The organism is Amycolatopsis sp. TRM77291, from assembly GCF_054166285.1.
Genome location: NZ_JBSZHF010000001.1, coordinates 7,633,836 through 7,654,898, shown reverse-complemented (window position 1 = coordinate 7,654,898; position 21,063 = coordinate 7,633,836). Strand labels below are relative to the sequence as shown.

At 68.4% G+C, this 21,063-nt stretch carries 20 protein-coding genes; 5 read left to right on the top strand and 15 right to left on the bottom strand.

Annotated features, from left to right (window positions below; genetic code table 11):
- Positions 1–186: 186 nt before the first annotated feature.
- On the top strand, positions 187–1,944 hold the full coding sequence (gene leuA / locus ACXIZN_RS35825; RefSeq protein WP_457959320.1) for a 2-isopropylmalate synthase: 1,758 nt from the start codon (positions 187–189) through the stop codon (positions 1,942–1,944).
- A gap of 234 nt (positions 1,945–2,178) precedes the next feature.
- Here leuA and ACXIZN_RS35820 read toward each other — a convergent pair whose 3' ends face one another.
- On the bottom strand, positions 2,179–2,805 hold the full coding sequence (locus ACXIZN_RS35820) for a peroxiredoxin-like family protein (protein WP_457959319.1): 627 nt from the start codon (positions 2,803–2,805) through the stop codon (positions 2,179–2,181).
- A gap of 57 nt (positions 2,806–2,862) precedes the next feature.
- Between ACXIZN_RS35820 and ACXIZN_RS35815 the strand changes: the two genes are divergently transcribed.
- Complete coding sequence (locus ACXIZN_RS35815; protein ID WP_457959318.1) at positions 2,863–3,468, top strand: TetR/AcrR family transcriptional regulator; 606 nt, start codon at positions 2,863–2,865, stop codon at positions 3,466–3,468.
- Here the strand turns inward: ACXIZN_RS35815 and ACXIZN_RS35810 are convergent.
- Entirely contained in the window at positions 3,404–4,363 is a 960-nt protein-coding gene (locus ACXIZN_RS35810; protein ID WP_457959317.1) for a LysR family transcriptional regulator, read from the bottom strand. The two genes, ACXIZN_RS35815 and ACXIZN_RS35810, sit on opposite strands and share 65 nt — an antisense overlap.
- An 87-nt stretch (positions 4,364–4,450) precedes the next feature.
- On the opposite strand from ACXIZN_RS35810, the gene ACXIZN_RS35805 reads away from it, so the two are divergent.
- Entirely contained in the window at positions 4,451–5,374 is a 924-nt protein-coding gene (locus ACXIZN_RS35805; RefSeq protein ID WP_457959316.1) for an EamA family transporter, read from the top strand.
- On the opposite strand, the gene erm is transcribed toward ACXIZN_RS35805, so the two are convergent.
- Both erm and ACXIZN_RS35795 read right to left on the bottom strand, forming a co-directional pair.
- A complete protein-coding gene (gene erm / locus ACXIZN_RS35800; RefSeq protein WP_457959315.1) occupies positions 5,277–6,011 on the bottom strand; it encodes a 23S ribosomal RNA methyltransferase Erm in 735 nt (244 codons plus the stop codon). The two genes, ACXIZN_RS35805 and erm, sit on opposite strands and share 98 nt — an antisense overlap.
- Positions 6,012–6,194: 183 nt before the next feature.
- Positions 6,195–6,893 (bottom strand): SDR family oxidoreductase, encoded by a 699-nt coding sequence (locus tag ACXIZN_RS35795; RefSeq protein WP_457959314.1) that lies wholly within the window; start codon positions 6,891–6,893, stop codon positions 6,195–6,197.
- Between the two features lie 87 nt (positions 6,894–6,980).
- On the opposite strand from ACXIZN_RS35795, the gene ACXIZN_RS35790 reads away from it, so the two are divergent.
- Positions 6,981–7,544, top strand: a complete 564-nt coding sequence (locus ACXIZN_RS35790; protein ID WP_457959313.1) for a CGNR zinc finger domain-containing protein — start codon at positions 6,981–6,983, stop codon at positions 7,542–7,544.
- Here ACXIZN_RS35790 and ACXIZN_RS35785 read toward each other — a convergent pair.
- From ACXIZN_RS35785 to ACXIZN_RS35745, 9 genes are all read right to left on the bottom strand, one after another.
- Positions 7,537–8,355 carry an NAD(P)H-binding protein gene (locus ACXIZN_RS35785; protein ID WP_457959312.1) on the bottom strand — a complete coding sequence of 273 codons (819 nt, stop codon included), beginning with the start codon at positions 8,353–8,355 and terminating at the stop codon, positions 7,537–7,539. The genes ACXIZN_RS35790 and ACXIZN_RS35785 overlap by 8 nt on opposite strands.
- A gap of 245 nt (positions 8,356–8,600) precedes the next feature.
- Entirely contained in the window at positions 8,601–9,719 is a 1,119-nt protein-coding gene (locus tag ACXIZN_RS35780) for an ABC transporter ATP-binding protein (RefSeq protein ID WP_457959311.1), read from the bottom strand.
- A complete protein-coding gene (locus ACXIZN_RS35775) occupies positions 9,716–10,711 on the bottom strand; it encodes an ABC transporter ATP-binding protein (RefSeq protein WP_457959310.1) in 996 nt (331 codons plus the stop codon). The genes ACXIZN_RS35780 and ACXIZN_RS35775 overlap by 4 nt, the downstream gene beginning before the upstream one ends.
- A 6-nt stretch (positions 10,712–10,717) precedes the next feature.
- Positions 10,718–11,653, bottom strand: coding sequence for an ABC transporter permease (locus tag ACXIZN_RS35770; protein WP_126737230.1), 936 nt, complete (start codon positions 11,651–11,653; stop codon positions 10,718–10,720).
- A complete protein-coding gene (locus tag ACXIZN_RS35765) occupies positions 11,650–12,651 on the bottom strand; it encodes an ABC transporter permease (RefSeq protein ID WP_219147403.1) in 1,002 nt (333 codons plus the stop codon). Before ACXIZN_RS35765 ends, ACXIZN_RS35770 begins: the two co-directional genes overlap by 4 nt.
- An 86-nt stretch (positions 12,652–12,737) precedes the next feature.
- Entirely contained in the window at positions 12,738–14,411 is a 1,674-nt protein-coding gene (locus ACXIZN_RS35760; RefSeq protein WP_457959309.1) for an ABC transporter substrate-binding protein, read from the bottom strand.
- 309 nt (positions 14,412–14,720) lie between these two features.
- The gene (locus ACXIZN_RS35755) at positions 14,721–15,236 is read right to left on the bottom strand and encodes a uridine kinase family protein (protein WP_457960682.1); all 516 of its coding nucleotides are present in this window, start codon (positions 15,234–15,236) and stop codon (positions 14,721–14,723) included.
- A 29-nt stretch (positions 15,237–15,265) separates the two neighbouring features.
- On the bottom strand, positions 15,266–15,703 hold the full coding sequence (locus ACXIZN_RS35750) for a DUF2304 domain-containing protein (RefSeq protein WP_192742615.1): 438 nt from the start codon (positions 15,701–15,703) through the stop codon (positions 15,266–15,268).
- 12 nt (positions 15,704–15,715) lie between these two features.
- Positions 15,716–16,417 (bottom strand): glycosyltransferase family 2 protein, encoded by a 702-nt coding sequence (locus ACXIZN_RS35745; protein WP_257489823.1) that lies wholly within the window; start codon positions 16,415–16,417, stop codon positions 15,716–15,718.
- Positions 16,418–16,694: 277 nt separating this feature from the next.
- Here ACXIZN_RS35745 and ACXIZN_RS35740 point away from each other — a divergent pair, with 277 nt between their 5' ends.
- A complete protein-coding gene (locus ACXIZN_RS35740; protein WP_457959308.1) occupies positions 16,695–18,755 on the top strand; it encodes a DUF6541 family protein in 2,061 nt (686 codons plus the stop codon).
- On the opposite strand, the gene ACXIZN_RS35735 is transcribed toward ACXIZN_RS35740, so the two are convergent.
- Together ACXIZN_RS35735 and ACXIZN_RS35730 are read right to left on the bottom strand one after the other, a co-directional pair.
- Positions 18,752–20,041, bottom strand: coding sequence for a hypothetical protein (locus ACXIZN_RS35735; RefSeq protein WP_457959307.1), 1,290 nt, complete (start codon positions 20,039–20,041; stop codon positions 18,752–18,754). The two genes, ACXIZN_RS35740 and ACXIZN_RS35735, sit on opposite strands and share 4 nt — an antisense overlap.
- Positions 20,038–21,054 (bottom strand): glycosyltransferase family 2 protein, encoded by a 1,017-nt coding sequence (locus ACXIZN_RS35730; RefSeq protein WP_457959306.1) that lies wholly within the window; start codon positions 21,052–21,054, stop codon positions 20,038–20,040. Before ACXIZN_RS35730 ends, ACXIZN_RS35735 begins: the two co-directional genes overlap by 4 nt.
- Positions 21,055–21,063 lie beyond the last annotated feature (9 nt).

The following is a 21,063-nucleotide window of genomic DNA, read 5'->3' as shown; positions in this document are numbered from 1 at the left end:
CGCCACTTGAGTCACGGTTCGATCGCGGCCCGGGTTTCCTTTCGGGAGATCGCGCGGTTAAGGTGACGTCGTGGCTCGAGCTCTCCTGCTTCGCTGCCGCGACGGGGCCTGATCGGACCGGCTCCCCGTCGCGGGGCTTCGTGGTGCCGGTCGTCGCACCCGATTCTTCAGGAGAACCCTCCCCTCATGAGCATCCGCAAGCCCACCCGTCCTGCCCCTTCCGAGCAGGCTTCGTGGAACACCCAGCGCGGCACTTCGATGCCCGTGCACCGCTATCGCCCCTGGTACGACCTGGTCGAGGACATCTCGCTGCCCGACCGCACCTGGCCGGACAAGCGCATCGACACCGCGCCGCTGTGGTGTGCGGTCGACCTGCGCGACGGCAACCAGGCCCTGATCGACCCGATGTCGCCCGCGCGCAAGCGCAAGTTCTTCGACCTGCTGGTCCGCATGGGCTACAAGGAGATCGAGGTCGGCTTCCCGGCGGCGTCGCAGACGGACTTCGACTTCGTCCGCGAGATCATCGACGAGGGCGCCATCCCGGACGACGTCAGCATCCAGGTGCTGACCCAGTGCCGTCCGGAGCTGATCGAGCGCACCTTCAAGGCACTCGAAGGCGCGCCGCGCGCGATCGTCCACATCTACAACTCGACCTCGATCCTGCAGCGCCGCGTCGTGTTCCGCGAGGAGCGCATCGGCATCACGAAGATCGCTTCGCAGGCCGCCGAGCTGGTCGTCGACTACGCCGCGAAGCAGCCGGACACCGACTTCCGGTTCCAGTACTCGCCGGAGTCCTACACCGGCACCGAGCTGTCGTACGCGCTCGAGGTCTGCAACACCATCACCGGCATCTGGCAGCCGACGCCGGAGAAGCCGGTGATCCTGAACCTGCCCGCGACCGTCGAAATGGCGTCGCCGAACGTCTACGCCGACTCGATCGAGTGGATGCACCGCAACCTGGAACGCCGCGATTCGGTGATCCTGTCGCTGCACCCGCACAACGACCGCGGCACCGGCATCGCCGCCGCCGAACTGGGTTTCCAGGCCGGCGCGGACCGGATCGAAGGCTGCCTGTTCGGCAACGGCGAGCGCACCGGCAACGTCGACCTGGTCGCGCTGGGCATGAACCTGTACAGCCAGGGCGTCGACCCGCAGATCGACTTCTCCGACATGGACGAGATCAAGCGGACCGTCGAATACTGCAACCAGCTGCCGGTGCACGAACGCAGCCCGTGGGCCGGTGACCTGGTGTTCACCGCGTTCTCCGGCAGCCACCAGGACGCGATCAACAAGGGCCTCGACGCGATGAAGGCCGCCGCCGACAAGGCGGGCACGCCGATCGACGAGCACCCGTGGGAGGTCCCGTACCTGCCGATCGACCCGAAGGACATCGGCCGCAACTACGAGGCCGTGATCCGGGTGAACTCGCAGTCCGGCAAGGGCGGCGTCGCCTACATCATGAAGGCCGAGCACCAGCTCGACCTGCCGCGGCGCCTGCAGATCGAGTTCTCGAAGGTCGTCCAGCGCCACACCGACACCGAGGGCGGCGAGGTCGACCCGACCACGATGTGGAACGCCTTCTCGGCCGAGTACCTGGAGCTGAAGACGCCGCTGGAGCTGGTGCGCCAGCACGTCCGGGACAACGGGGACGGCGAGTACGACATCACCGCGACCGTGCGGGTCGAGGGTGACGAGCACGAGGTCACCGGCCGCGGCAACGGCCCGATCGCGGCGTTCTTCGACGCGCTGTCGACCGTCGGGTTCGACCTGCGGCTGCTGGACTACAGCGAGCACACGCTCTCGCCGGGCGACGACGCGCGGGCCGCGTCGTACATCGAGTGCGCGATCTCCGACCGGGTGTACTGGGGCATCGGGATCGACCCGTCGATCGTGACCGCTTCGCTGCGGGCCGTCGTCTCGGCCGTGAACCGGGCTCACCGGTAGTTTCGCCGTTCCGTGAAGGCCTCCTTCACTACCTTGAGGGTAGGGAAGGAGGCCTTCACGGCTTTTCAGGGCTTTGCCGTAACTCGCGTGATTGAAGCCGTAACTCGCGTGTCTGACGGCGTATCTCGCGTGTTTGGGGCCGGAACGCCTCCAATCACGCGAGTTACGCCTCCAATCACGTGAGTTACGCGCGCGATCACGTGAGTTACGCCTGAAGGCCGCGGAAGATGGCGGCTACAGAGCCTTCACTGCGGCCAGGACGTCGGCCGGATCGGTGCGCGTGGTGTAATCCGGGTGCACGTCGATGTACCGGATGACACCCTCGCCGTCCACGACCAGGACGGTCGGATAGGGCAGCTCCCATTCCACCGCCCCGTTGATCTTCTCGACGTCGCCGATGAGTGTGTCGAAAGCCGGCTTCGTCTCCGGAGCCAGCCGGAACGTGATGCCGAGCGCGCGGCCGAGCTCGTTGTCCACATCGGACAGCACAGCGAACTCAAGATCCTTTGTGGACAGTGAGCCGTCCGGGAGCTGCGGGCTGACCGCGACCAGCCTCACCCCCAGATTCTCCAGCTCCGGCAGCAATTCCTGCTGATACGCGCGCAAGGCGAGGTTGCAGTACGGACACCAAGCGCCGCGGTAGAACACCACGACCGCGGGCCCGTCCGCGACCCGGACCCGCTCGCCTCCGGCGTCCGGCAGCGCGAGGTCCGGCATCGGCGTTCCCGGCTTCGCGGCCGCCTCGGCGACCACACCCAAGAACGTTTCCCGGTCGGCCTTGAGCACCTCGGCGACCTCGGCCGGAACGTGACTCGCGACGGATTCCCGCAGCTCGGCGAGGTCGGTGTTGAGATCCCCCATGTCAGCTCCTTTGGTTGTACTGATCGGTACAGTGAAGCCGACTGTACTATTCGGTACATGAGTGGTCAACCGGCGAAGACCCCGCAGGGGCGGATGACGAGGGACGCGATCGTCGACGCAGCGGCCGAGCTGATGTACGTCAACGGCGTCGCCGGGACGAGCGTCGACAAGGTGCTCGCGGCGAGCGGCGCCGGGAAATCGCAGATGTACCACTACTTCAAGAACAAGGATCAGCTCGTCGAGGCGGTCATCGCCCGCTTCCTCGAAAACATCCTCGGCAACCAGCCGACCATCTTCGAGCTGCACGACTGGGCCGATTTCGACCAGTGGGCGAGCGAGATCCTGGCCATCCAGACCACGCCAAAGGGACCGATCGCCTGTCCGCTGGGCAACCTCACCGGCGAACTCGGCGACGACCCGAAGATGGCGCCGCTGCTGGACAAGGCTTACCGCGAATGGGAGTCACATCTCCAGCTCGGGCTGGAATCGTTGCGGGAAAAGGGAAAGCTCGCCGAAGACGCCGACCCGGCCAGGCTCGCGCAAGCCGCGATGACCTGCGTCCAGGGCGGCCTGCTGATGGCCCATCTGCGCCACGACGTCACGCCGATCGCCGACGCGCTCGAGATCGCGCTGGACCACCTGAAGAGTCACGCTCGCCCGTGAGCGCGCCGACCTCCTCGGCGAGCGCGTCGAGCACCTTCGCCACCGCCGGCCGGGAAGCCGCCCCGAGCCGGTAGACCGCCTCGACGTGCCGCGCCGCCTTGATCCCGGCGAGCGGGCGGCAGACGAGGCCACTGCCGCGCCGAGTGTCCATTGTGTACCGGGGCAGCAGCGCGATCCCGTGCCCGGCGGCGACGAGCCGTTCGGTGATGCGGAAATCGTTGATGCGCTGGACGACCTGCGGGCGTACGCCGGTGCGGATGATCAGCGACTGGAGGATGTCGTCGACCGGGAAGCCGGCGTTGACGCTGATCCAGCGTTCGTCGGCCAGTTCGGCCAGCTCGATGCGGCGCCGCTTGGCCAGCCGGTGCCCGGCGGGGAGCGCGACGTCGAGCGGTTCACGCAGCAGATGCCGCGTCTGGAGCCGGTCCGAGCCGAGCGACGGCGCGTGCTCGTCCCGGTGCGCCACCACGATGTCGTAGTCCGCGACGAGCCCGGGGACCTCCGGCGGGGTCATGTCGACGTCGCGCACGATGACGTCCAGCCCGTCGAACTCCGCCGTCCGGTGCAGCAGCCCGGGCAGCAGCATCAGCCCGGCCGACTGGAAGATCGCCACCCGGACGCTGCCACGCGGGGCGCTGCGGTAAGTGTCCAATTCGGACTCCGCGCGTTCGAGCGCGGCGAGGACGTCGTCCGCGCGGGCGACCAGCGCGCGGCCCGCGTCGGTCAGCCGCAGGCCTCGGCCCGCCGGTTCGGTCAGCGCGAGACCGACGTCACTCTGCAAGGCGCGCAACTGCTGGGAAACCGCGGACGGCGTGCAGTGCAACGCCTTAGCGGCCGCCGTCACGCTGCCGCGATCGGCGAATTCCCGCAGGGTCCGCAACCGGCCGATGTCCATACCGCCAGCATATGTGAAGCCGAACTGAACGATCGCTGCAAATATTCTCGCTGGTCCTAAAGGGTCGCGCCACGTAAGAGTGAAGGCATGCCCGCCCGCGATCGCCTGCTCGCCCTGTTCGTCGCCGTCCTCTGGGGCTGCAATTTCCTCGCCATCCACGCCACCCTCGGCCAGTTCCCGCCCGTCTTCGCCGGCGGGCTGCGTTTCGCGGTCATCGCCATCCCGACGATCCTGTTCGTGCCGTGGCCGAAGGTGAAGATCCGCCACCTGCTCGGCTACGGGCTGGGCTTCGGCACCGGGCAGTTCGTGTTCCTCTTCATCGCGATGGACACCGGCATGCCGACCGGGCTCGCGTCGCTGGTGCTGCAGGCGTCCGCGCCGTTCACCGTTCTGCTCGGCGCCGTCTTCCTGCGCGAACGCGTGTCCGGACGGCAGCTCACCGGCATCCTGCTCGCCGTCGCCGGGATGGCGACGATCGCTTGGCAGCAGGCCGGGAACGCCGCCCTGCTGCCGGTGATCCTGACCCTGCTCGGCGCGCTGAGCTGGGCGTTCGGCAACCTGAGCACCCGGCAGGCGGCCCCGGACAACCCGCTGAATTTCGTCCTCTGGATGTCCGTGGTGCCACCGCTGCCGATGTTCGCGCTGTCCCTGGTCATGGAGGGCCCCGCCGAGATCGGGCACTCGCTGAGCACGCTCGGCACCACCACCGGGCTGATCGGCCTCGGCGGCCTCGCCTACGTCGTGCTGTTCGGCACGATCGCCGGCTCCGGGATCTGGACGTCGCTGATGCGCCGCAACCCGGCGGGCGTGGTCGCGCCGTTCTCGCTGCTGGTGCCGGTGGTCGGGCTGTCGATGGCGTTCCTGGTCCTCGACGAACGCCCCTCGCTCGTGGAGATCATCGCGGCGGCCGTGGTCATCGGCGGCGTCCTGTTCGGTTCGACGAAACGCCGCGTGCGCGAGCCGGACTTCCTCGCCGAAGCCGAAACGCCTCAGCCCACTGGTGTGCGGTGAGGCGTTTGGGCACGACTCCCTTGCCGGGACGGGTGAACACCCGCCGCACGAAGTCCTGGTAGCGCTCACGATCCGTGTCGTCGACGAGTGGCCGCTCGCGGCGGGTCATGGTGAGCAGACCGCCGTCGACGCCGGGCCTCGGGCGGAACGCCGTGGCGGGCACCCGGCCCGCCAGCCGGAAGTCGAACCAGGGCCACCACTGCGCGGTCATCATGGTCGCGCCGCCGACCCCGGCCCGGCGGCGCGCCACCTCCCACTGCATGAGGAGGACGGCGTCCGTCCAGCCGGGAGCGGCGAGGACGTGGCGCAGCGTCGCGGTGGTGAGGTGGAACGGCAGATTGCCGACCAGTACGTGTGGCGTCCGCGGCAGGGGGAACCGCAGGTAGTCGGCGGTGACGATCTCCGTGGACGGCCGGACGCGGCCCGCCAGCCGGGTGGCGCGGCGGTCGTCGATCTCGATGCCGGTCAGTGGCCTGCCGAGCCGTTCCAGAGGCAGGGTCAACGCACCGTCGCCCGTGCCGAATTCGATGATCGGCCCGTCCGTGCCGCCGACGAGTTTCACGACGGTTTCGATGGTGTTCCGGTCGATGAGGAAGTTCTGGCCGAGTTCGTGACGGCCAGGACGCTGTGTGCGCAAGGGATCTCCGCGGCTTCGAGGTGAGCCGGGCAGCACGAGGCCTGCCCGGCGATGGCTCGCTCGGGCGGCGGTTCCTTGCTGGACGCTGGGGATCCGCCGCTAGGCGCGGCGGGTCCTGGTGAACGCGGAAGCACACATGGCGGCGAAACTACCTCGGGCCGCCTGCCTCGCGCCAACCTTTTTCTACGCGCCGATCCGGCTCGTGCCGAGGTGCTCGACCGGGCCGGACAGCGCGGCCTTGACGTGGCGGGTGAGGTCGTCGGTGAGCACCTCGGTCTCGCCCTTCGCCAGCCCGTCGACGACCTGGCGGGCGACGTCGCGCGGGTCGTTCTTGGGGATGTCGAGGCCCTGGGTCATGTCGGTATCGGTGTAGCCGAGGTGGACGCCGACGACCTGCGTGCCCTGTTCGGCGAACTCGATGCGAAGCGAATTGGTGAGGGACCAGAAGGCCGCCTTCGACGCGCCGTAGGAACCCGAGCCCGCCGCCCACGACAGGACCGAGTGCACGTTGACCAGCGCGCCACCGTCCTTGAGCTGCGGCGCAAACGCTTGCGCGATGCGCAGCGCGCCGAAGACGTTGGTCTCGAAGACCGGGCGGTGCGCCTCGACGTCTTCGCTGAGCAGCGAGCCGAGACCGAGGACGCCGGCGTTGTTGAAGACGATCGTGGCGTCGCCCGCCTTCTCCGCCAGCGCGCGGACGGATTCCGGATCGGTGACGTCGAGCGGGACCGGGACGATCCGCGGGTCGGTCTCCTCGCGCGGCGACCTGGCGGTCGCGTAGACCTTGGCGGCACCGCGGTCGAGCAGTTCGGTGACGAACGCCTTGCCGAGTCCGCGCTGCCCGCCGGTGACCAGTGCGACGGCGCCTTCGATGGAGGTCATGACTTGCTCCCTTGACAGAAGTGTTCGGCTTTTGCCTCTGTCGTCAGCATGGCGACGCCAGCCGACAGAGTCAAGTACGCTTGACCTATGTCATGGACCGCGACGGACCGGTACCGGTTACGCACCGCCCCCTCGGGGCTGGCGCTCGTTCAGGACTTCCTCAACACGAAGGCGATCAAGACGTACGGCCTCGACCTGCTGAGCGACCCCGACCTGACGCGGCCTTGGGCTACCGAGGCGCTGGCGGAATGGTCGCGGGCCCGGGACGCCGACGTACCCGAGATCACGCTGGGGCCGGGTGACCTTCGCGCGCTTCGCGACCTGCGAGAGACGTTCGTTTCGCTCGTGGACGGCGGGGACGCGGACTTCGGCAAGGCGGTCAAGGCGGATCTGACGCTGCGGGACGGCGTCGTCCGGCTGTTCCCGTCCGGCACCGGACGGCAGTGGCTCGCATCGGCGCTGTGGACGGAGACCCTGCTCGCGCAGCAGGCCGGGATCTGGCCGCGGCTGAAACTGTGCCGTCTCGACGGCTGTCGTTCGGCCTTCTACGACGTCTCGCGTAACAACAGCGGTGTCTGGCACGACGTGCGTACCTGCGGGAACGTCGCGAACCTGCGGGCCGCGCGGGAGCGGAAGAAGGCGCTCAGCTGAATGAAGCCAGCGCCGTGGGGATCGGGATCTCGCCGCCGATGACGTCGAAACCCTGGTTCTCGGCGAGCGGCTCTTCGAGCGTGGCGACCAGGACGGCGGCGACGTCCGCGCGGGAGACGCGGCCCGGTTCGAGATGGCCGGCGATCTTGACGTGACCGGTGGGCTGGTCGTCGGTGAGCGTGCCGGGCCGGACGATCGTCCAGTTCAGGCTGGACCGCTGGAGAACGCTGTCGGAGATCTGCTTCGCCATCAGGATCGACCGCACCAGGCGATCGCCCTGGTCCGGCGAATCCGCGAACTGCGCGGAAAGCTGCACGAACCGGGAGACACCGGCCTTCTCGGCGGCGCGGATCGCGGTGATCACGCCGTCGCGGTCGACGAGGTCGACCGAGGCCTGATCGGGATCGGGTGCGCCGATCGCGTTGATCACCACCTCGGAACCGGCGAGCGCCTCGACGAGGTCTTCCGCGTCGGCGGTGACGTCCGCGACCACGGTTTCGGCGCCGAGGCCGGCGACCTCGTCCGCGCGGCGGCGGCTGCGCAGCCCCGCCCGCACCTGATGCCCCCGCCCCCGCAGAAGCCGGACCACGTGGATCCCCGTCCGCCCCGACGCACCCAGCACTGTGACCCGNACGAGGTCTTCCGCGTCGGCGGTGACGTCCGCGACCACGGTTTCGGCGCCGAGGCCGGCGACCTCGTCCGCGCGGCGGCGGCTGCGCAGCCCCGCCCGCACCTGATGCCCCCGCCCCCGCAGAAGCCGGACCACGTGGATCCCCGTCCGCCCCGACGCACCCAGCACTGTGACCCGCATGACACCGAGTCTGCCCGAAGACGGCCTTCCGCGCCTGCCCGCACTTAGCCCACTAAATGCGGCCAGACATGGTGCCTCGCCCATGCCTTTAGTCCTCTGGATGCGGGCTGGGTTGAAGGCCTCACCATTGGGCCGGGTGTCGCGAAAGCCACTTTCGGGACGTCAGATGTCCTGAAAGTGGCCTTCGCGACATGGCCGAGCACGCCGACTGCACGCATTTAGAGGACTAAATGCGACCCAAGCGGCTAGAGGATCTCCGCCGCCGAGCCGACGTCCGGCAGCCCGCCGACGTCGGGATTCAGCTCCCCGGCACCGACGAGTTCCGCCTTGACCTCGTGCGGTTTGATCCGCCCGTCGCGGATGTCCTCCGCGTAGTGGCACGCGACCCGGTGACCGGTGCCGATCTCCCGCAGCTGCGGGCGGTCGGTGTCGCACAGGCTCTGCTGCTTCCACGGGCACCGCGTGTGGAACCGGCACCCGGACGGCGGCCGCGCCGGCGACGGCAGGTCACCGGCGAGCAGGATCTGCTCCCGGCTGTCCTCCACCGTCGGGTCCGGCACGGGGATCGCCGAAAGCAGCGCCCGCGTGTACGGGTGCAGCGGGTTCTCGTACAGCGTGTCGGCGTCGGCCTCTTCGACCAGCGAGCCGAGGTACATCACACCGATGCGGTCGGAGATGTGCCGCACCACCGCGAGGTCGTGCGCGATCACCAGGTACGTGAGCCCGAGCTTCTCCTGCAGATCCTCCAGGAGGTTGACCACCTGCGCCTGCACCGAGACGTCCAGCGCGGACACCGGTTCGTCGGCGACGATCAGGTCCGGCTCCACCGCGAGCGCCCGCGCGATGCCGATGCGCTGACGCTGACCGCCCGAGAACTCGTGCGGGTACTTCCGCAGCGAGGACTCCGGAAGACCGACGGCGGCGAGGAGTTCGCGCAGCCGCTTGGCCGTCGCCTCCTTGTCCTTGGCGAGACCGTGCGCCTTCATCCCTTCGGTCAGAATGGATTCCACCGACTGCCGAGGGTCCAAAGAGGACATCGGGTCCTGGAAGACCATCTGCATCCGGCGGCGGGCCTTGCGCAGCTCCTCGCCCTTGAGCCCGGCGACGTCGGTGCCGTCGAAGACGACCTTGCCGTCGGTCAGCTCGGTCAGCCGGAGGATCGCCCTGCCCAATGTGGACTTCCCGCAGCCGGATTCCCCGACCAGACCGTAGGTCTCACCCTTGCGGATGGCGAGATCGACGCCGTCCACGGCGTACACGTAGCCGACCGTCCGGTCGACCACGATGCCGCGTTTGATCGGGAAGTGCACCTTGAGGTCGTCGACCTCCAGCAGCACTTCCTGCGGCGGAACCGTGTGCGTCATCGGACCCCTCCTTGTGCGGCCACGGCCGGGATCACCGGGTTGTGGCAGCGCAGCAGCCCATTGCGGTCGGGGGTCAGCTGCGGTGAAACCTCCCGGCACACGCCGAGAGCGTTCGGGCAGCGGGGCGCGAAGGCGCAGCCGCCGTCCCACGGGATGTTGTCGGAGACGGATCCCTTGATGGGGATCAGCTTCTCGCCGCGGCCCGCGTCGAGTCGCGGGATCGAGGCGAGCAGGCCGTGCGTGTACGGATGCCGCGGCTCGGCGAACAGCGCGTGCCGCTCCGCCCGCTCGACGATCTTGCCGCCGTAGAGCACGTTCACCTGGTCGCAGAGACCGGCGACGACACCGAGGTCGTGCGTGATCATGATCAGCGCGGTCCCGGTGTCCTGCACCAGTTCCCGCAGCAGCGCGAGGATCTGCGCCTGGATCGTCACGTCGAGCGCGGTGGTCGGCTCGTCGGCGATGAGCAGCCGGGGACGGCACGCCAGCGCGATCGCGATCAGCGCGCGCTGCCGCATCCCGCCGGAAAGCTGGTGCGGGTACTCGGAAAGCCGCCGTGCCGGGTCGGGAATGCCGACCTTGTCCAGCAGTTCCGCCGCCTCCACCGACGCCGCCTTGCGCGACATCCCGCGATGCCGCTCCAGGACCTCGGTGATCTGCAGCCCGATCGGGATGACCGGGTTCAGCGAGGACAGCGGATCCTGGAACACCATGCCGAGGTCACGGCCGCGGCGGTCCCGCATTTCCTTGTCCGACAGGCGAAGCAGATCCGTGCCTTCGAACGACACCGAACCGCTGACCTGGTTGCCGCGTTTCGCGAGCAGCCGCATGATCGCCAGCGAGGTCACGGACTTGCCGCAACCGGACTCACCGACGAGACCGACCGTCTGGCCGGGTTCGACGTCGAAACTGACCTCGTCCACCGCGGTGAACGGCTTCTCGCCGCGCCGGGAGAAAACGACCTTGAGGTCGCGTACTTCAAGGAGAGCCATGAAAGATCACCGCCTGTTCTTCGGATCGAGGGCTTCCCGCAGGGACTCGCCGAGCAGCGTGAACCCGAGCGCGACGATGATGATCGCGATGGCCGGGTAGTACGCCAGCTCGGGGCGGATGTCGAGGAACTGCCGAGCGCTGCGGCTCAGCATGATGCCCCATTCCGCCCGGTTCGGGTCCGGGTCGCCGAGACCGAGGAACGACAGCGCCGCCGCCTCGAGGATCGCGGTCGCCAGGGTCAGCGTGGCCTGCACGATGACCGGGCCGAGCGAGTTGGGCAGCATGTGCCGCAACACGATCGCCCCGCGTTTGACGCCGAGCGACGTCGCCGCGAGCACGTGGTCGCTGTTTCTCTGCGCGAGCATCGAACCGCGCAGCAATCGCGCGAAGATCGGCACGCTGACCATCGACACCGCGACGATCACCGTCCACTGGCTCGGCTTCTGGAACAGCGCGGCGACCGAGATCGCCAGCAGCAGCGACGGCACGGACAGCATGACGTCGACGAGCCGCATCAGCACGGTGTCGACCCAGCCGCCGAAGGCACCGGCGAGGCCGCCGATGATCATGCCGACCACGACGCCGATGATCGTCGCGAGCACACCGACCAGCAGCGTGTTCTGCGCGCCGACCAGCAGCCGCGAAAGGTAGTCGCGGCCGAAGTCGTCGACACCGAGCGGGAATCCGGGCTGGGCGCCCGGGATGATGCCCTGGCCGAGGATGACCTGGCTCTGCAGATACCGCTCGTAGGGATCCTTCGGCGCCAGTAGCGGCGCGAAGATCGCGACCAGCAGGAACAGGCCGGTGATCACGGCGCCGGTGATCGCCACCGGGCTCCGCATCATCCGGCGCAGCGCCTCGCCACCGAGGCTGTGCCCCTTCGCCGAGGAAGCCGCGAGCCGGTCGATCGGCTCCTTCTTCTTGTTCAGCAAGGTGTTCATCGGACACGCACCCTCGGGTCGATGAGCCCGTACGAGATATCGACCAGCATGTTCACCAGCACGTAGACCAGCGCGCCGAACAGCAGCAGCGCCTGCAGACGCGGGTAGTCACGCCGTTCGATGCCTTCGGCGAGCAGGAAGCCGAGGCCGCGGAAGTTGAACACCCGCTCGGTCAGCACGGCGCCACCGAGCAGCGCGCCGGTCTGGAGACCGATGACGGTGACCACCGGAAGCAGACCGTTGCGGAGCACGTGACGGCGCCGCACGATCGGCTGGGTCAGGCCCTTCGAGTTGGCCGTGCGGATGAAGTCCTCGTTCAGCACGTCCAGCACCGAAGCCCGGGTGATCCGGACGATGACCGCGAGCGGGATCGTGGCCAGCGCGAACGCCGGGAGGATCAGGTGGGTGATCGCGTCCCAGGCGGCGTCCCATTCCTGGGTGATGATGCCGTCGAAGACCGCGAACCCGGTGACCGTGGTGGCGTCGAGACCCGCCATCTGACGGCCCTGCGAGGGAAGTCCCAGCGGGGCGGCCAGCAGGTCCTGCATCATGTAGCCGAGGAAGAACACCGGCACCGCGACGCCGACCAGGCTGAGCACGATGATGACGTTGTCGACGGCCCCGCCGCGGAAGCGGGCGGACAGATAGCCGAACGGGATGCCGAGGCCCACCGCGATGAGCATCGCGCAGAAGCCGAGCTCGATCGTGGCGGGAAGGAAGTTCCCGATCTCCGACATGACCGGCTGGGCGGAGACCAGCGAGTTGCCGAAGTCGCCGGTGATCGCCCGGCCGAGGAACTTGAAGTACTGGACGAAAATCGGATCGTCGAGGCCGAGAAGCTTGTTCAGGTCGGCGATCTTCTCCGGGGTCGCCTTGTCACCAAGGAGGGCGCCGGCGGGGCCACCGGGCAGGGACCGGAGCCAGGCGAAGATCAAAATGGACAGGATCAAGAGCGTCGGTATCGCTTGTAGCAGCCGACGCACGAGAAAACGGAGCACGTGCGTTCCTTTGTTGCCAGCCCGGGAATGGGCCACAGGGGGCGGGCGCGGTAGCGCCCACCCCCTGGTGGCTCAGTGGTGGTGGATCAGTTGACCGTGACGGTGTAGAAGCGCTCGTCGGTCAGCGGGCTGGCCACCAGGCCCTTCACCTTCGGGCCCACGACGATCGCCGGGGGGCCGTAGGAGATCGGGATGGCGGGCAGGTATTCCATGATCTTCTGGTTCACTTCCTGGTACGCCTTGGTGTGCGCCTCACCGGCGGGCGCGGCGTCCGCGGCCGAGATGGCCGAGAACAGCTCGGCGTTTTCGAAGCCGAACTCCGGCTTCTCGCGGCCGAAGAAGGTACCGACGAAGTTACCGGCGTCGTTGTAGTCACCGGTCCAGCCGAGCAGGTGCACGTCGTGCTTGCCCGCCTTCTGGACGTCGTCCTTGTAGCCACCGTTCCACGGCTTGGCGATCGGCTCGACCTTGATGCCCATGGCCTTCATGTCCTCGGACAGCGAGGTGAAGATGTCGGCCGGGTTCGGCATGTACGGCCGGGTGACCTCGGTCGGGTAGTAGAACTTCAGCGTCATGCCCTCGGCGCCGGCTTCCTTCAGCAGGTCTTTCGCCTTCTGAAGGTTGTATTCGTACTTGGTGACGTTCTCGTTGTAGCCGTCGATCGCCTTCGGCACGAACTGCGTCGCGGTCTCGGCGCCCTCGGGGAGCTTCGACTTCACGAACTGCTCACGGTTGAGACCGTAGGCCAGCGCCTGGCGGACCTTCTGGTCCTTCAGCTTCGGGTTGTTCTTCTGGTTGATGCCCAGGTACAGGATGTTGAACGACGGGCGGATGAGCACCTGCTCGCCGTCGTTGCGCAGCAGGCCGTAGTCCGCGGGCGACGGGTAGTCGTAGCCCTGGATGTCGCCGGCCTTGAGCGCCTGCTTGCGGGCGTTCTCGTCCGGGATGACCTTGAAGACCAGCTTGTCGAGCTTGGCCGTCTGGGTCGGCGAGTCGGTGGCCTTGACCAGCGTGATCTCACCCTTGGCCTGGTCCCAGCTCTCGAACTTGAACGGGCCGGTGCCGGTCGGGTGCTTCAGCGCGTACTCCGGGTAGGAGAACGAGTCACCGCTCTGGGTGACGGCGTCGGCGTTGTACTTCTTCAGCGCGTCCGGGCTCTGGATCGAGAACGACGGCAGCGTGAAGGCGGCCGGGAAGGCACCCTTGGCCTTGTTCAGGTTCAGGACGGCGGTGGACTCGTCCTTGGCCTGGCAGTCCTTGAACACCGGGGCGCCGGAGGCGTCACCCTCGTTCTTGGCGAAGCCCTCGAAGACGTCGCCGTAGTAGATCATCTGGCTCTGGGCGGCGGCGCCCTTCATGTTGAACATGCGGTTGAAGTTGAAGCAGACCGCTTCGGCGTTGAACGGGGTGCCGTCGTGGAACTTCACGCCCTTCTTCAGGGTGAAGGTCCAGGTCTTGCCTTCGTTGCTGCCTTCCCACTTCTCCGCCAGACCGGGCTCGAGGTCCGCGGTCCCCGGCTTGTTCATGATCAGCGTGTCCATCATCTGGCGGATGATGCGGAAGGTCTCACCGTCGTCGTTGAAGAGCGGGTCGAAAGTCTTCGGGTTACCGGCGGCACCGAAGACCATGGTGCCTCCCGAGCCACCCCCTGCGCCTTCTTCACGCTTCGATTCGGCACAGGCGGAAATGGAGACCGCGAGTGCGCCGGCAAGCCCGATCAGGGCCACACGGCGTGCTCGGGTCACCCGCAGTTGCTGCATCTGGCACCCCTTGAGGAGATTTTCGGTGTTTAGGCACCGTCCGGTCGGTCGGAAAGTCGAGCTCCACGGACGATCGGTGTGCCCGCCGACACTAGCGGGAACTCGGCCCGCACTTAAGCACGCGAGGTTACGATCGCGCTACACGACGGCCAATACGACCGCAAAGTGTCCGCAATTCCGGACGGAGTGTAATCAATTCCGGACCACTAACGCGCAGAGTGCCGGGTCACTGACTCAAATGGGTGTCCACCACTACGACCAATGGGTGCCGGACAAAACAAGACACCGGCAGGCCGGTTAGAACCGTCCTTACCACTCACGAGAGGTGACCACACGATCCGCCGCCGCCCTGGTCCCGTCGACGGCGAACCACCCGCGCTCGAACAACTGCCAGCGCCGCAGATCAGCCCGGGATTCCTCACCGTCACGCCCGGCACCACGGTCGAGACGTTCGGCCTCGCTCCCGCCGTCCAGCCAGGTCAGCAGGGACAACGAAGGCCGCATCCGCGCGCGGCCACTGGAGACGCCCTCCAGTACCAGAACCTCGGGGACCGGGATCTCGACCTCTTCACCCGATAGCGGGACGCCACTGGACCAGTCCACCCGCCGATACCGGCCTGCCCGGCCCGCGCGCAGCGGTTCCAGGACGCCGGTTTCCAGCCGCGGCCACCACGAGACGGGTTCGTCCCAGGTGGCGAACTCGTCGGTGCTCACCAGTGCCACCCGGACGCCGCGACCGGCCAGTTCGGCCACGATCTTCCCGGCCAGCGTGGACTTCCCGGAGCCGGACGGGCCGTCGACGGCCAGCACCCGGACGGCGCCCAGCCTCGGCGGGGCCGCGAGAAGCGCGTCGATCAGCGTGCGCGTGCGGGGCTCACTTCGGGGAGCCCTTTGACGTTGTCGGGCGCGGCCGTCCTGGCTTCGAGCGCGGCGACCCGTTCTTCCAGGTCGCGCTGGGCGTCGGCGAGTTCGCAGCGGAGCAGCGCGATCTCCTCGACAGAGGTCCGGACCTCTTCTTCGAGATGCCCGACCTCGGTCGACAGATGCAACGCGACCAGCGCCAGCACCACACCGGCCATGAGGAATACGAAGTTCGACGGCGTTTGCACGCCGGTTATCCGCGCCATGAAGTCGGCGGCCTGCGGAACGAGGGCGAGCACGACCACGCCGACGGCGAGGACGAGCCAGACACCCGCGTACTTTTCCCGCAGTTTCCGCCGCCGCATCATCTCGAGGACGACGAACAGCACGAGACAGGCGACGACGATGCTGAGAATGCGCCAGCCAGCCATAATCAGCTCCTTTTACGCCGAATCCGACGAGTCGACGGCGGGACGGCGGCGCACCAGCGCCAACAGCAGGGCGAGTCCGGCACGGCCGAGGTAGATGGCCGATTTCACCGGCGAATGGCTCGGCGTTCCGGCCGCCCGTTCGCGCATGATCACCGGGATTTCCTTGATCTTCAGTTCGGCGCGGATCGCCATCACCAGCGATTCGACCGTGTCGCCGAGGTATTCGGCCGGGTAGTACGCGGCGAACAGTTTGATCGCGCGCGGGCCCATCGCCTTGAACCCGGAGGTCACGTCGGTGAGCTTGGTCTTCCCGAGCCGGGAGAAAACGACCGAGAGCGCGACCATCGCGTATTTCCGCGGGCCGCTCGCCTTGTACGAACCCTTGCCGGCGAACCGCGAGCCGATCGCGATGTCGGCGTCGTCGAGCGCGTCCAGCAGGGCGGCGACCTCGTCCGGATCGTGCTGACCGTCCGCGTCCACCTGGACGACGACGTCGTAGCCGCGGGCGGCCGCGTACCGGAAGCCGGTGCGCATCGCCCCGCCGACGCCGAGGTTCACCGCCAGGCGGGCCACCTCCGCGCCCGCCGCGCGGGCGAGCTTGGCCGTGTCGTCGGACGAGCCGTCGTCCACCACCAGCACGTCCATGCCGGGCAGGGACTGCTTGACCTGGGAAATGACGGCGCCGACGCTGGCCTGCTCGTTGAGAGCGGGCATCACGATGAGTACGCGGCGGGTGGTCACGGACGTACTGGACACTGGATCACTCTATCTTCTCACTGGCCGTGAGCGGCCGCTACCCGCTCCATCACTCGCTGCTTCCCCCAGGAGCGCGACGCCGTCAGCCATGAGAGTGGAAACCGCGGTGTGCCCGCCGGTAGTGGTCTCGAAGACGCCAACCGGGCAAGTCAGCGGCCACTCCCCCGCGTCCGGGACGTCGCGATACCCCCTCATAGACTCGCCGCGTCAGCGGCATTTTTCGATCGGAGAAGACATGCTGTCCGAAGCCGCCCAGCTCGCAGTCGGCGCTCTCGTCGTACTGCTCCCTGGGCTCGCGATCCTCCTCACCGCCGGCCTTCGCGAGCGGTTGTGGCTCGCCGGGCTCTCGGCGCCGCTCACCATGGGATTCGTCCTGCTGGTGTCGCTCTTCACCGGTGTCACCGGGCTGCGTTTCGGGTTGCTCACCGTCGTGATCGCGCTGGTCGTGGTGCTGCTGCTGACGGGCGCGGGCAGGCTGCTGATCGTCCGCCGCCGTCCGCCCGCCGAGGCCTCCGTGTCTGTCGAGCCCGCCGAGGACGACCGGCTGCGCGCCCTGGCCGGCAGGCCCGCCCGGATCGCGCAGATCCTCGGCGCCGTGATCGCGCTGGGCGGAGTCGTGCTCGGCGTCCGCATGTGGCACAAGGGCCTCGGTTCCTGGGCGACCCCCACGCAGGAGCACGACACCGTCACGCACGCCGTGCTGACCGCGTACACGCACTTCACCGGGCGCGCGGCGCCGTGGCAGGTACTGCCGATCGACGTCGTCAACGACACCAACATCCAGTACTACCCACCGGGCTTCACCGACGTCAGCGCGTTGCTGACGGACATCTTCGGCGACACGATGCTGTCCATCAACCTGGTGACCGTCGTGTTCACGGTGATCGTGATGCCGCTTTCGGTGGCCGCGTTCACCGCCGCGGTCCTCCGGCACGGCCGCGTCGGCCGCGGCTGGGTCGAGCTCGCCGCCGGTGTCGCCGCGCTCGTCTCCGTGCAGCTCTACCGCCCGGCCATCGCCTTCGCGCACGACGGCGGGGTCCTGCCGAACGCGGCCGCGCTGGCGATCACCCCGGGTCTCGTCGCCGTCATGCTGGTGATCGGCAAGCGCCACTGGGGACGCGCCGTGCTGATCGGTGTCGCCATGGCCGGGGCGTTCAACCTGCACCCGAGCGCGCTGACGTCGATCGCGTTCACCACCGTCGCGGCCATGCTCGGCCTGCTGGTCACGCGGTCCGGCAGGCTCGCGTTCGTCCGCTCGCTGCTGCCGCTGGTGCTGGCCGCCGTCGTCACCGTGGTGCTGCTGATCCCGAGTGTGCTGGCGCTGCTGCGGCTCGGTGGCGGCACGGTTTCGGACGCTCCCGCGAACATCCGCGGGGTCGCTCTCGGCGACGCCTTCGGCGTGCTCGCCAAGCTGCCCTACGGCGGCTACTTCGACCCCGGCAACACGTTGGGCCAGCTGACGCTCGGCGTCCTCGGCCTGGTCGGCCTGGTCTTCGCGGTGCTCTCGCGTCGCGCGTGGACGCTGGTGACCTCCTGGGTCTTCTGGGCCGCCGTCGTGGTGACCTACCACAACTCGCCCAACTCCGGCTTCGGCGCGATGGTCGGCCGGTACTACTACCGGGTGGCCAGCAGGATCGACAGTCACATCTACCTGCTGATCCCGACGCTGGTCGGCGTCATCTTCGTGGTGATCGGGCTGGTGCTGGTCTCGGGCAAGGTGCGCAACCCGATCCCGGCGAAGGCCCGGCCCGCGATCGCCTTCGGGCTGACCGTGGTGCTGCTCGGCGCGCTCACCGTGACCACGTTCCGCGGCTACATGAACACCGCCGCCTACTCCCTCAGCCAGCGCTACTCCGCCCCGCAGTTCACGCGGTACTCCGATCAGGACGACGCCGCCGCGAAGTGGCTGAAGGAGCACGCGGCGCCGGGCGAAGCGATCCTCAACAACGCGAACGACGGCTCGACCCTGCTCTATGTCGACTACGACCTGCCGATCGTCAACATCGTTCCCGACGGGCACAGCCCGATCAAGGAGAACGAGCTGCTGCTCGCGCGTTTCAACACCTACCCGGAAGACCCCCAGGTGCAGGACATCCTGCGCCGTAAGAACGTGCGCTGGATCTACGTCGACACCGTCGCCCCGACGGTCGGGACCGACGGTCGCCACTGGAGCGGTGACCTGTCCTTCGCGCTGGCGCCGGGGCTGAGCAACCTGGCCGGGCTGCCGGGGCTGACGAAGACCTTCACCTCGGGCAGCGTCAGCGTCTACCGGCTCGACCTGCCGCCGCAGAGCTAGGGCTTCGTGGCCGCGGTGCCCGGTCCGGGGCCACCGCGGACCACGAACGCCATGACGACCAGGAGGCCGACGGTCGGCCCGGCGGCGAGGCCGACGACGGCGCGCACGACCGTGTCGCCGGGGAAGAACAGCAGCACCAGCGCGGTCGCGACGACGACCGCGGCCCACGTGATCAGCACCTTCGTGGCCTTGGCCTGCGCGACGAGGACGGCGGCGAGCAGCTGCATCGCGGCCAGCAGTACCGAGGACCAGACCAGTCCGGCCATCCACCAGGCCTCGGGGTCGTTCTTGGCGCCGTAGACCAGGCGCACCACCCACGGGCCGATCAGCCAGCCGATCACCGCGCCGAGCGCCGCGAGCGCCAGCGCGCCGGCCGAGCCGAGCGCGAGCAGCTTCCGCAGCCGGTGCTTGCCCTCCTCGGTACTGGACAGGCGCACCACGGTCGGGACCGCCAGCGCCTGGACCGGAGCCATCAGCGTGAGCGGCGTCCTGGCCACGAACAGGGCGAGGAAGAGCACGCCGAGCGCGTCCTTGTCACCGCCGGGCGCGAGCAGGCTGACCAGCGCCGGGTAACCGGTGATGACGCTCGCGGTCAGCCCGGCGCCCGCGAGCAGCATCAGCATGTTCGTGACGACCGGCTTCGCGGGCTCGTCGGCGTCCAGCTTGGGGTCGACCAGCTTGGCGGCGCCACGGGCGAACAGCAGCCAGGCGAAGGAGCCGGTGGCGGCGGCGATGGCGAACCAGTACAGCTGGGTGAGCCCGGCGACCACCAGCGCGGCGACCACGAGGATCCGCACGGCGGCCTCGACCAGGATCAGCCACGAGTAGGACCGGACGTGGTCCTGGCCGATCAGCAGGCCGCGCGCGGCGAACTGGAAGGCGAACGACAGCCCGCCCGCGAGCACGATCACGGCGAGCGCGAACTGGCCCCCGTAGACCTTGCCGGTCACCGGCGGGATCAGCGTGAACAGGGCCGCGACACCGACCGCGACCAGGCTGGTGACGAAGGCGATCACCGCCGGGCGGCCCGCCTTGCGGCCGGCGAGCGCGGCGTGCGCGGACTGGCGGGAGATCTCCTGTTCGAGCGGGGACAGGGCGGCGCCCAGTCCCATCAACATGCCCCAGAAGGAGAGCAGGACCGCGTTGTCGGCAGGCGACAGCGTCCGTCCCCACACGACGGTGAGGACGTAGCCGAGCGCGATGGCGATCAGCAGGTAGACGCCGATACGGCCGGCGGATTTCCCGGTGTCCTTGGCCAGCTCTTCACTGCTCACCGCGTTGCTCATTTACGCAGCCGGGCCCGCAGCGCCATGAAGAGCCCCCGGAGCGCTCCGGCGCCGAAGCCGGCGGCGAACACGGGCGTGAGCTGGGCGACGGCCTTGGCCTCGGCCTTGGTCGCGCCGAACTTCGTCACCGCGAACCCGGCGGCCGTCGACCCGGCGGCGGCCAGCGCGACGGCGGTCTTCGGGCGCTTCGCGGCGACACCGAGGCCGAGGACGCCGACGGCCATCGCGGCGAACAGGCCGTTGCGCGCGGGGCCGGGCGACGCGAGGTACGAATCGACGAACGTGGTGCCGCGGAAATACGACTGCCCGACGAACTTCTTGAACGAATCGCGGCCGTGGTAGGTCGCGGAGAACTCCGGCGCGAGGAAGATGCGGTGACGTTCGGCGATCCAGCGCAGAACACCCGTGTCGTCACTGGCGAAACGGACGTCTTCGAAGAGCGACTCGAACGCGTTGGACGAATCCTCGAGAACGTCCTTCGGCGCGGAAAAGAATCCGGTGCCTTTGGGGAAGACGTCGAACTCCTCGATACCGAACGACATCAGCCGCGGGTTCGCGCAATAACGGCGCCACGGGATCTTGACCAGTCCCGCCATGAATCCCGCGTACGGATTGTGTTCGGACGCGACGTTGATGTGACCGTTCCACACCGTGCGCTCGGGGTGGTCGACGAGCTGGTCGCGGAGGAAGGTGAGCGAGCCGGTGTCCACGATCACGCGGCTGTCGAGCAGCAGGATCTGGGTCCCGGAGGCCTTCGCGATCCCGGCCCGGCGTGCCTCGAACCGGCCGCTGTTCGGCTGGGTGAGGACGGTGATGCCGTACAGCTCCTGCAGCCTGGCGAGCTTGTCGCCGGTGCCGTCGGTGCTGCCGTCGTCGACCACGACGATCTCGACCGGCCAGTTCGCCGCCTGTGCCGACGCGATCAGCGCGCCGACGCTGCGATCGATCCAGTCCTGCTCGTTGTAGACCGGGATCACGACGGACAGGGCCGGAAGGAGCGAATTCGCACTCACCCCGGCGAG

Excerpts from the sequence above, each read along its gene's own strand:
- ACXIZN_RS35750 (WP_192742615.1), bottom strand. The coding sequence starts at position 15,703 with ATGGCTGGCTGGCGCATTCTCAGCATCGTCGTCGCCTGTCTCGTGCTG.
- ACXIZN_RS35775 (WP_457959310.1), bottom strand. The coding sequence starts at position 10,711 with ATGGCTCTCCTTGAAGTACGCGACCTCAAGGTCGTTTTCTCCCGGCGC.
- ACXIZN_RS35760 (WP_457959309.1), bottom strand. The coding sequence starts at position 14,411 with ATGCAGCAACTGCGGGTGACCCGAGCACGCCGTGTGGCCCTGATCGGG.
- ACXIZN_RS35790 (WP_457959313.1), top strand. The coding sequence starts at position 6,981 with ATGTCATGGACCGCGACGGACCGGTACCGGTTACGCACCGCCCCCTCG.
- ACXIZN_RS35735 (WP_457959307.1), bottom strand. The coding sequence starts at position 20,041 with ATGAGCAACGCGGTGAGCAGTGAAGAGCTGGCCAAGGACACCGGGAAA.
- ACXIZN_RS35795 (WP_457959314.1), bottom strand. The coding sequence starts at position 6,893 with ATGACCTCCATCGAAGGCGCCGTCGCACTGGTCACCGGCGGGCAGCGC.
- ACXIZN_RS35815 (WP_457959318.1), top strand. The coding sequence starts at position 2,863 with ATGAGTGGTCAACCGGCGAAGACCCCGCAGGGGCGGATGACGAGGGAC.
- leuA (WP_457959320.1), top strand. The coding sequence starts at position 187 with ATGAGCATCCGCAAGCCCACCCGTCCTGCCCCTTCCGAGCAGGCTTCG.
- ACXIZN_RS35820 (WP_457959319.1), bottom strand. The coding sequence starts at position 2,805 with ATGGGGGATCTCAACACCGACCTCGCCGAGCTGCGGGAATCCGTCGCG.
- ACXIZN_RS35745 (WP_257489823.1), bottom strand. The coding sequence starts at position 16,417 with ATGCCCGCTCTCAACGAGCAGGCCAGCGTCGGCGCCGTCATTTCCCAG.
- ACXIZN_RS35810 (WP_457959317.1), bottom strand. The coding sequence starts at position 4,363 with ATGGACATCGGCCGGTTGCGGACCCTGCGGGAATTCGCCGATCGCGGC.
- ACXIZN_RS35770 (WP_126737230.1), bottom strand. The coding sequence starts at position 11,653 with ATGAACACCTTGCTGAACAAGAAGAAGGAGCCGATCGACCGGCTCGCG.
- ACXIZN_RS35740 (WP_457959308.1), top strand. The coding sequence starts at position 16,695 with ATGCTGTCCGAAGCCGCCCAGCTCGCAGTCGGCGCTCTCGTCGTACTG.
- ACXIZN_RS35780 (WP_457959311.1), bottom strand. The coding sequence starts at position 9,719 with ATGACGCACACGGTTCCGCCGCAGGAAGTGCTGCTGGAGGTCGACGAC.
- ACXIZN_RS35805 (WP_457959316.1), top strand. The coding sequence starts at position 4,451 with ATGCCCGCCCGCGATCGCCTGCTCGCCCTGTTCGTCGCCGTCCTCTGG.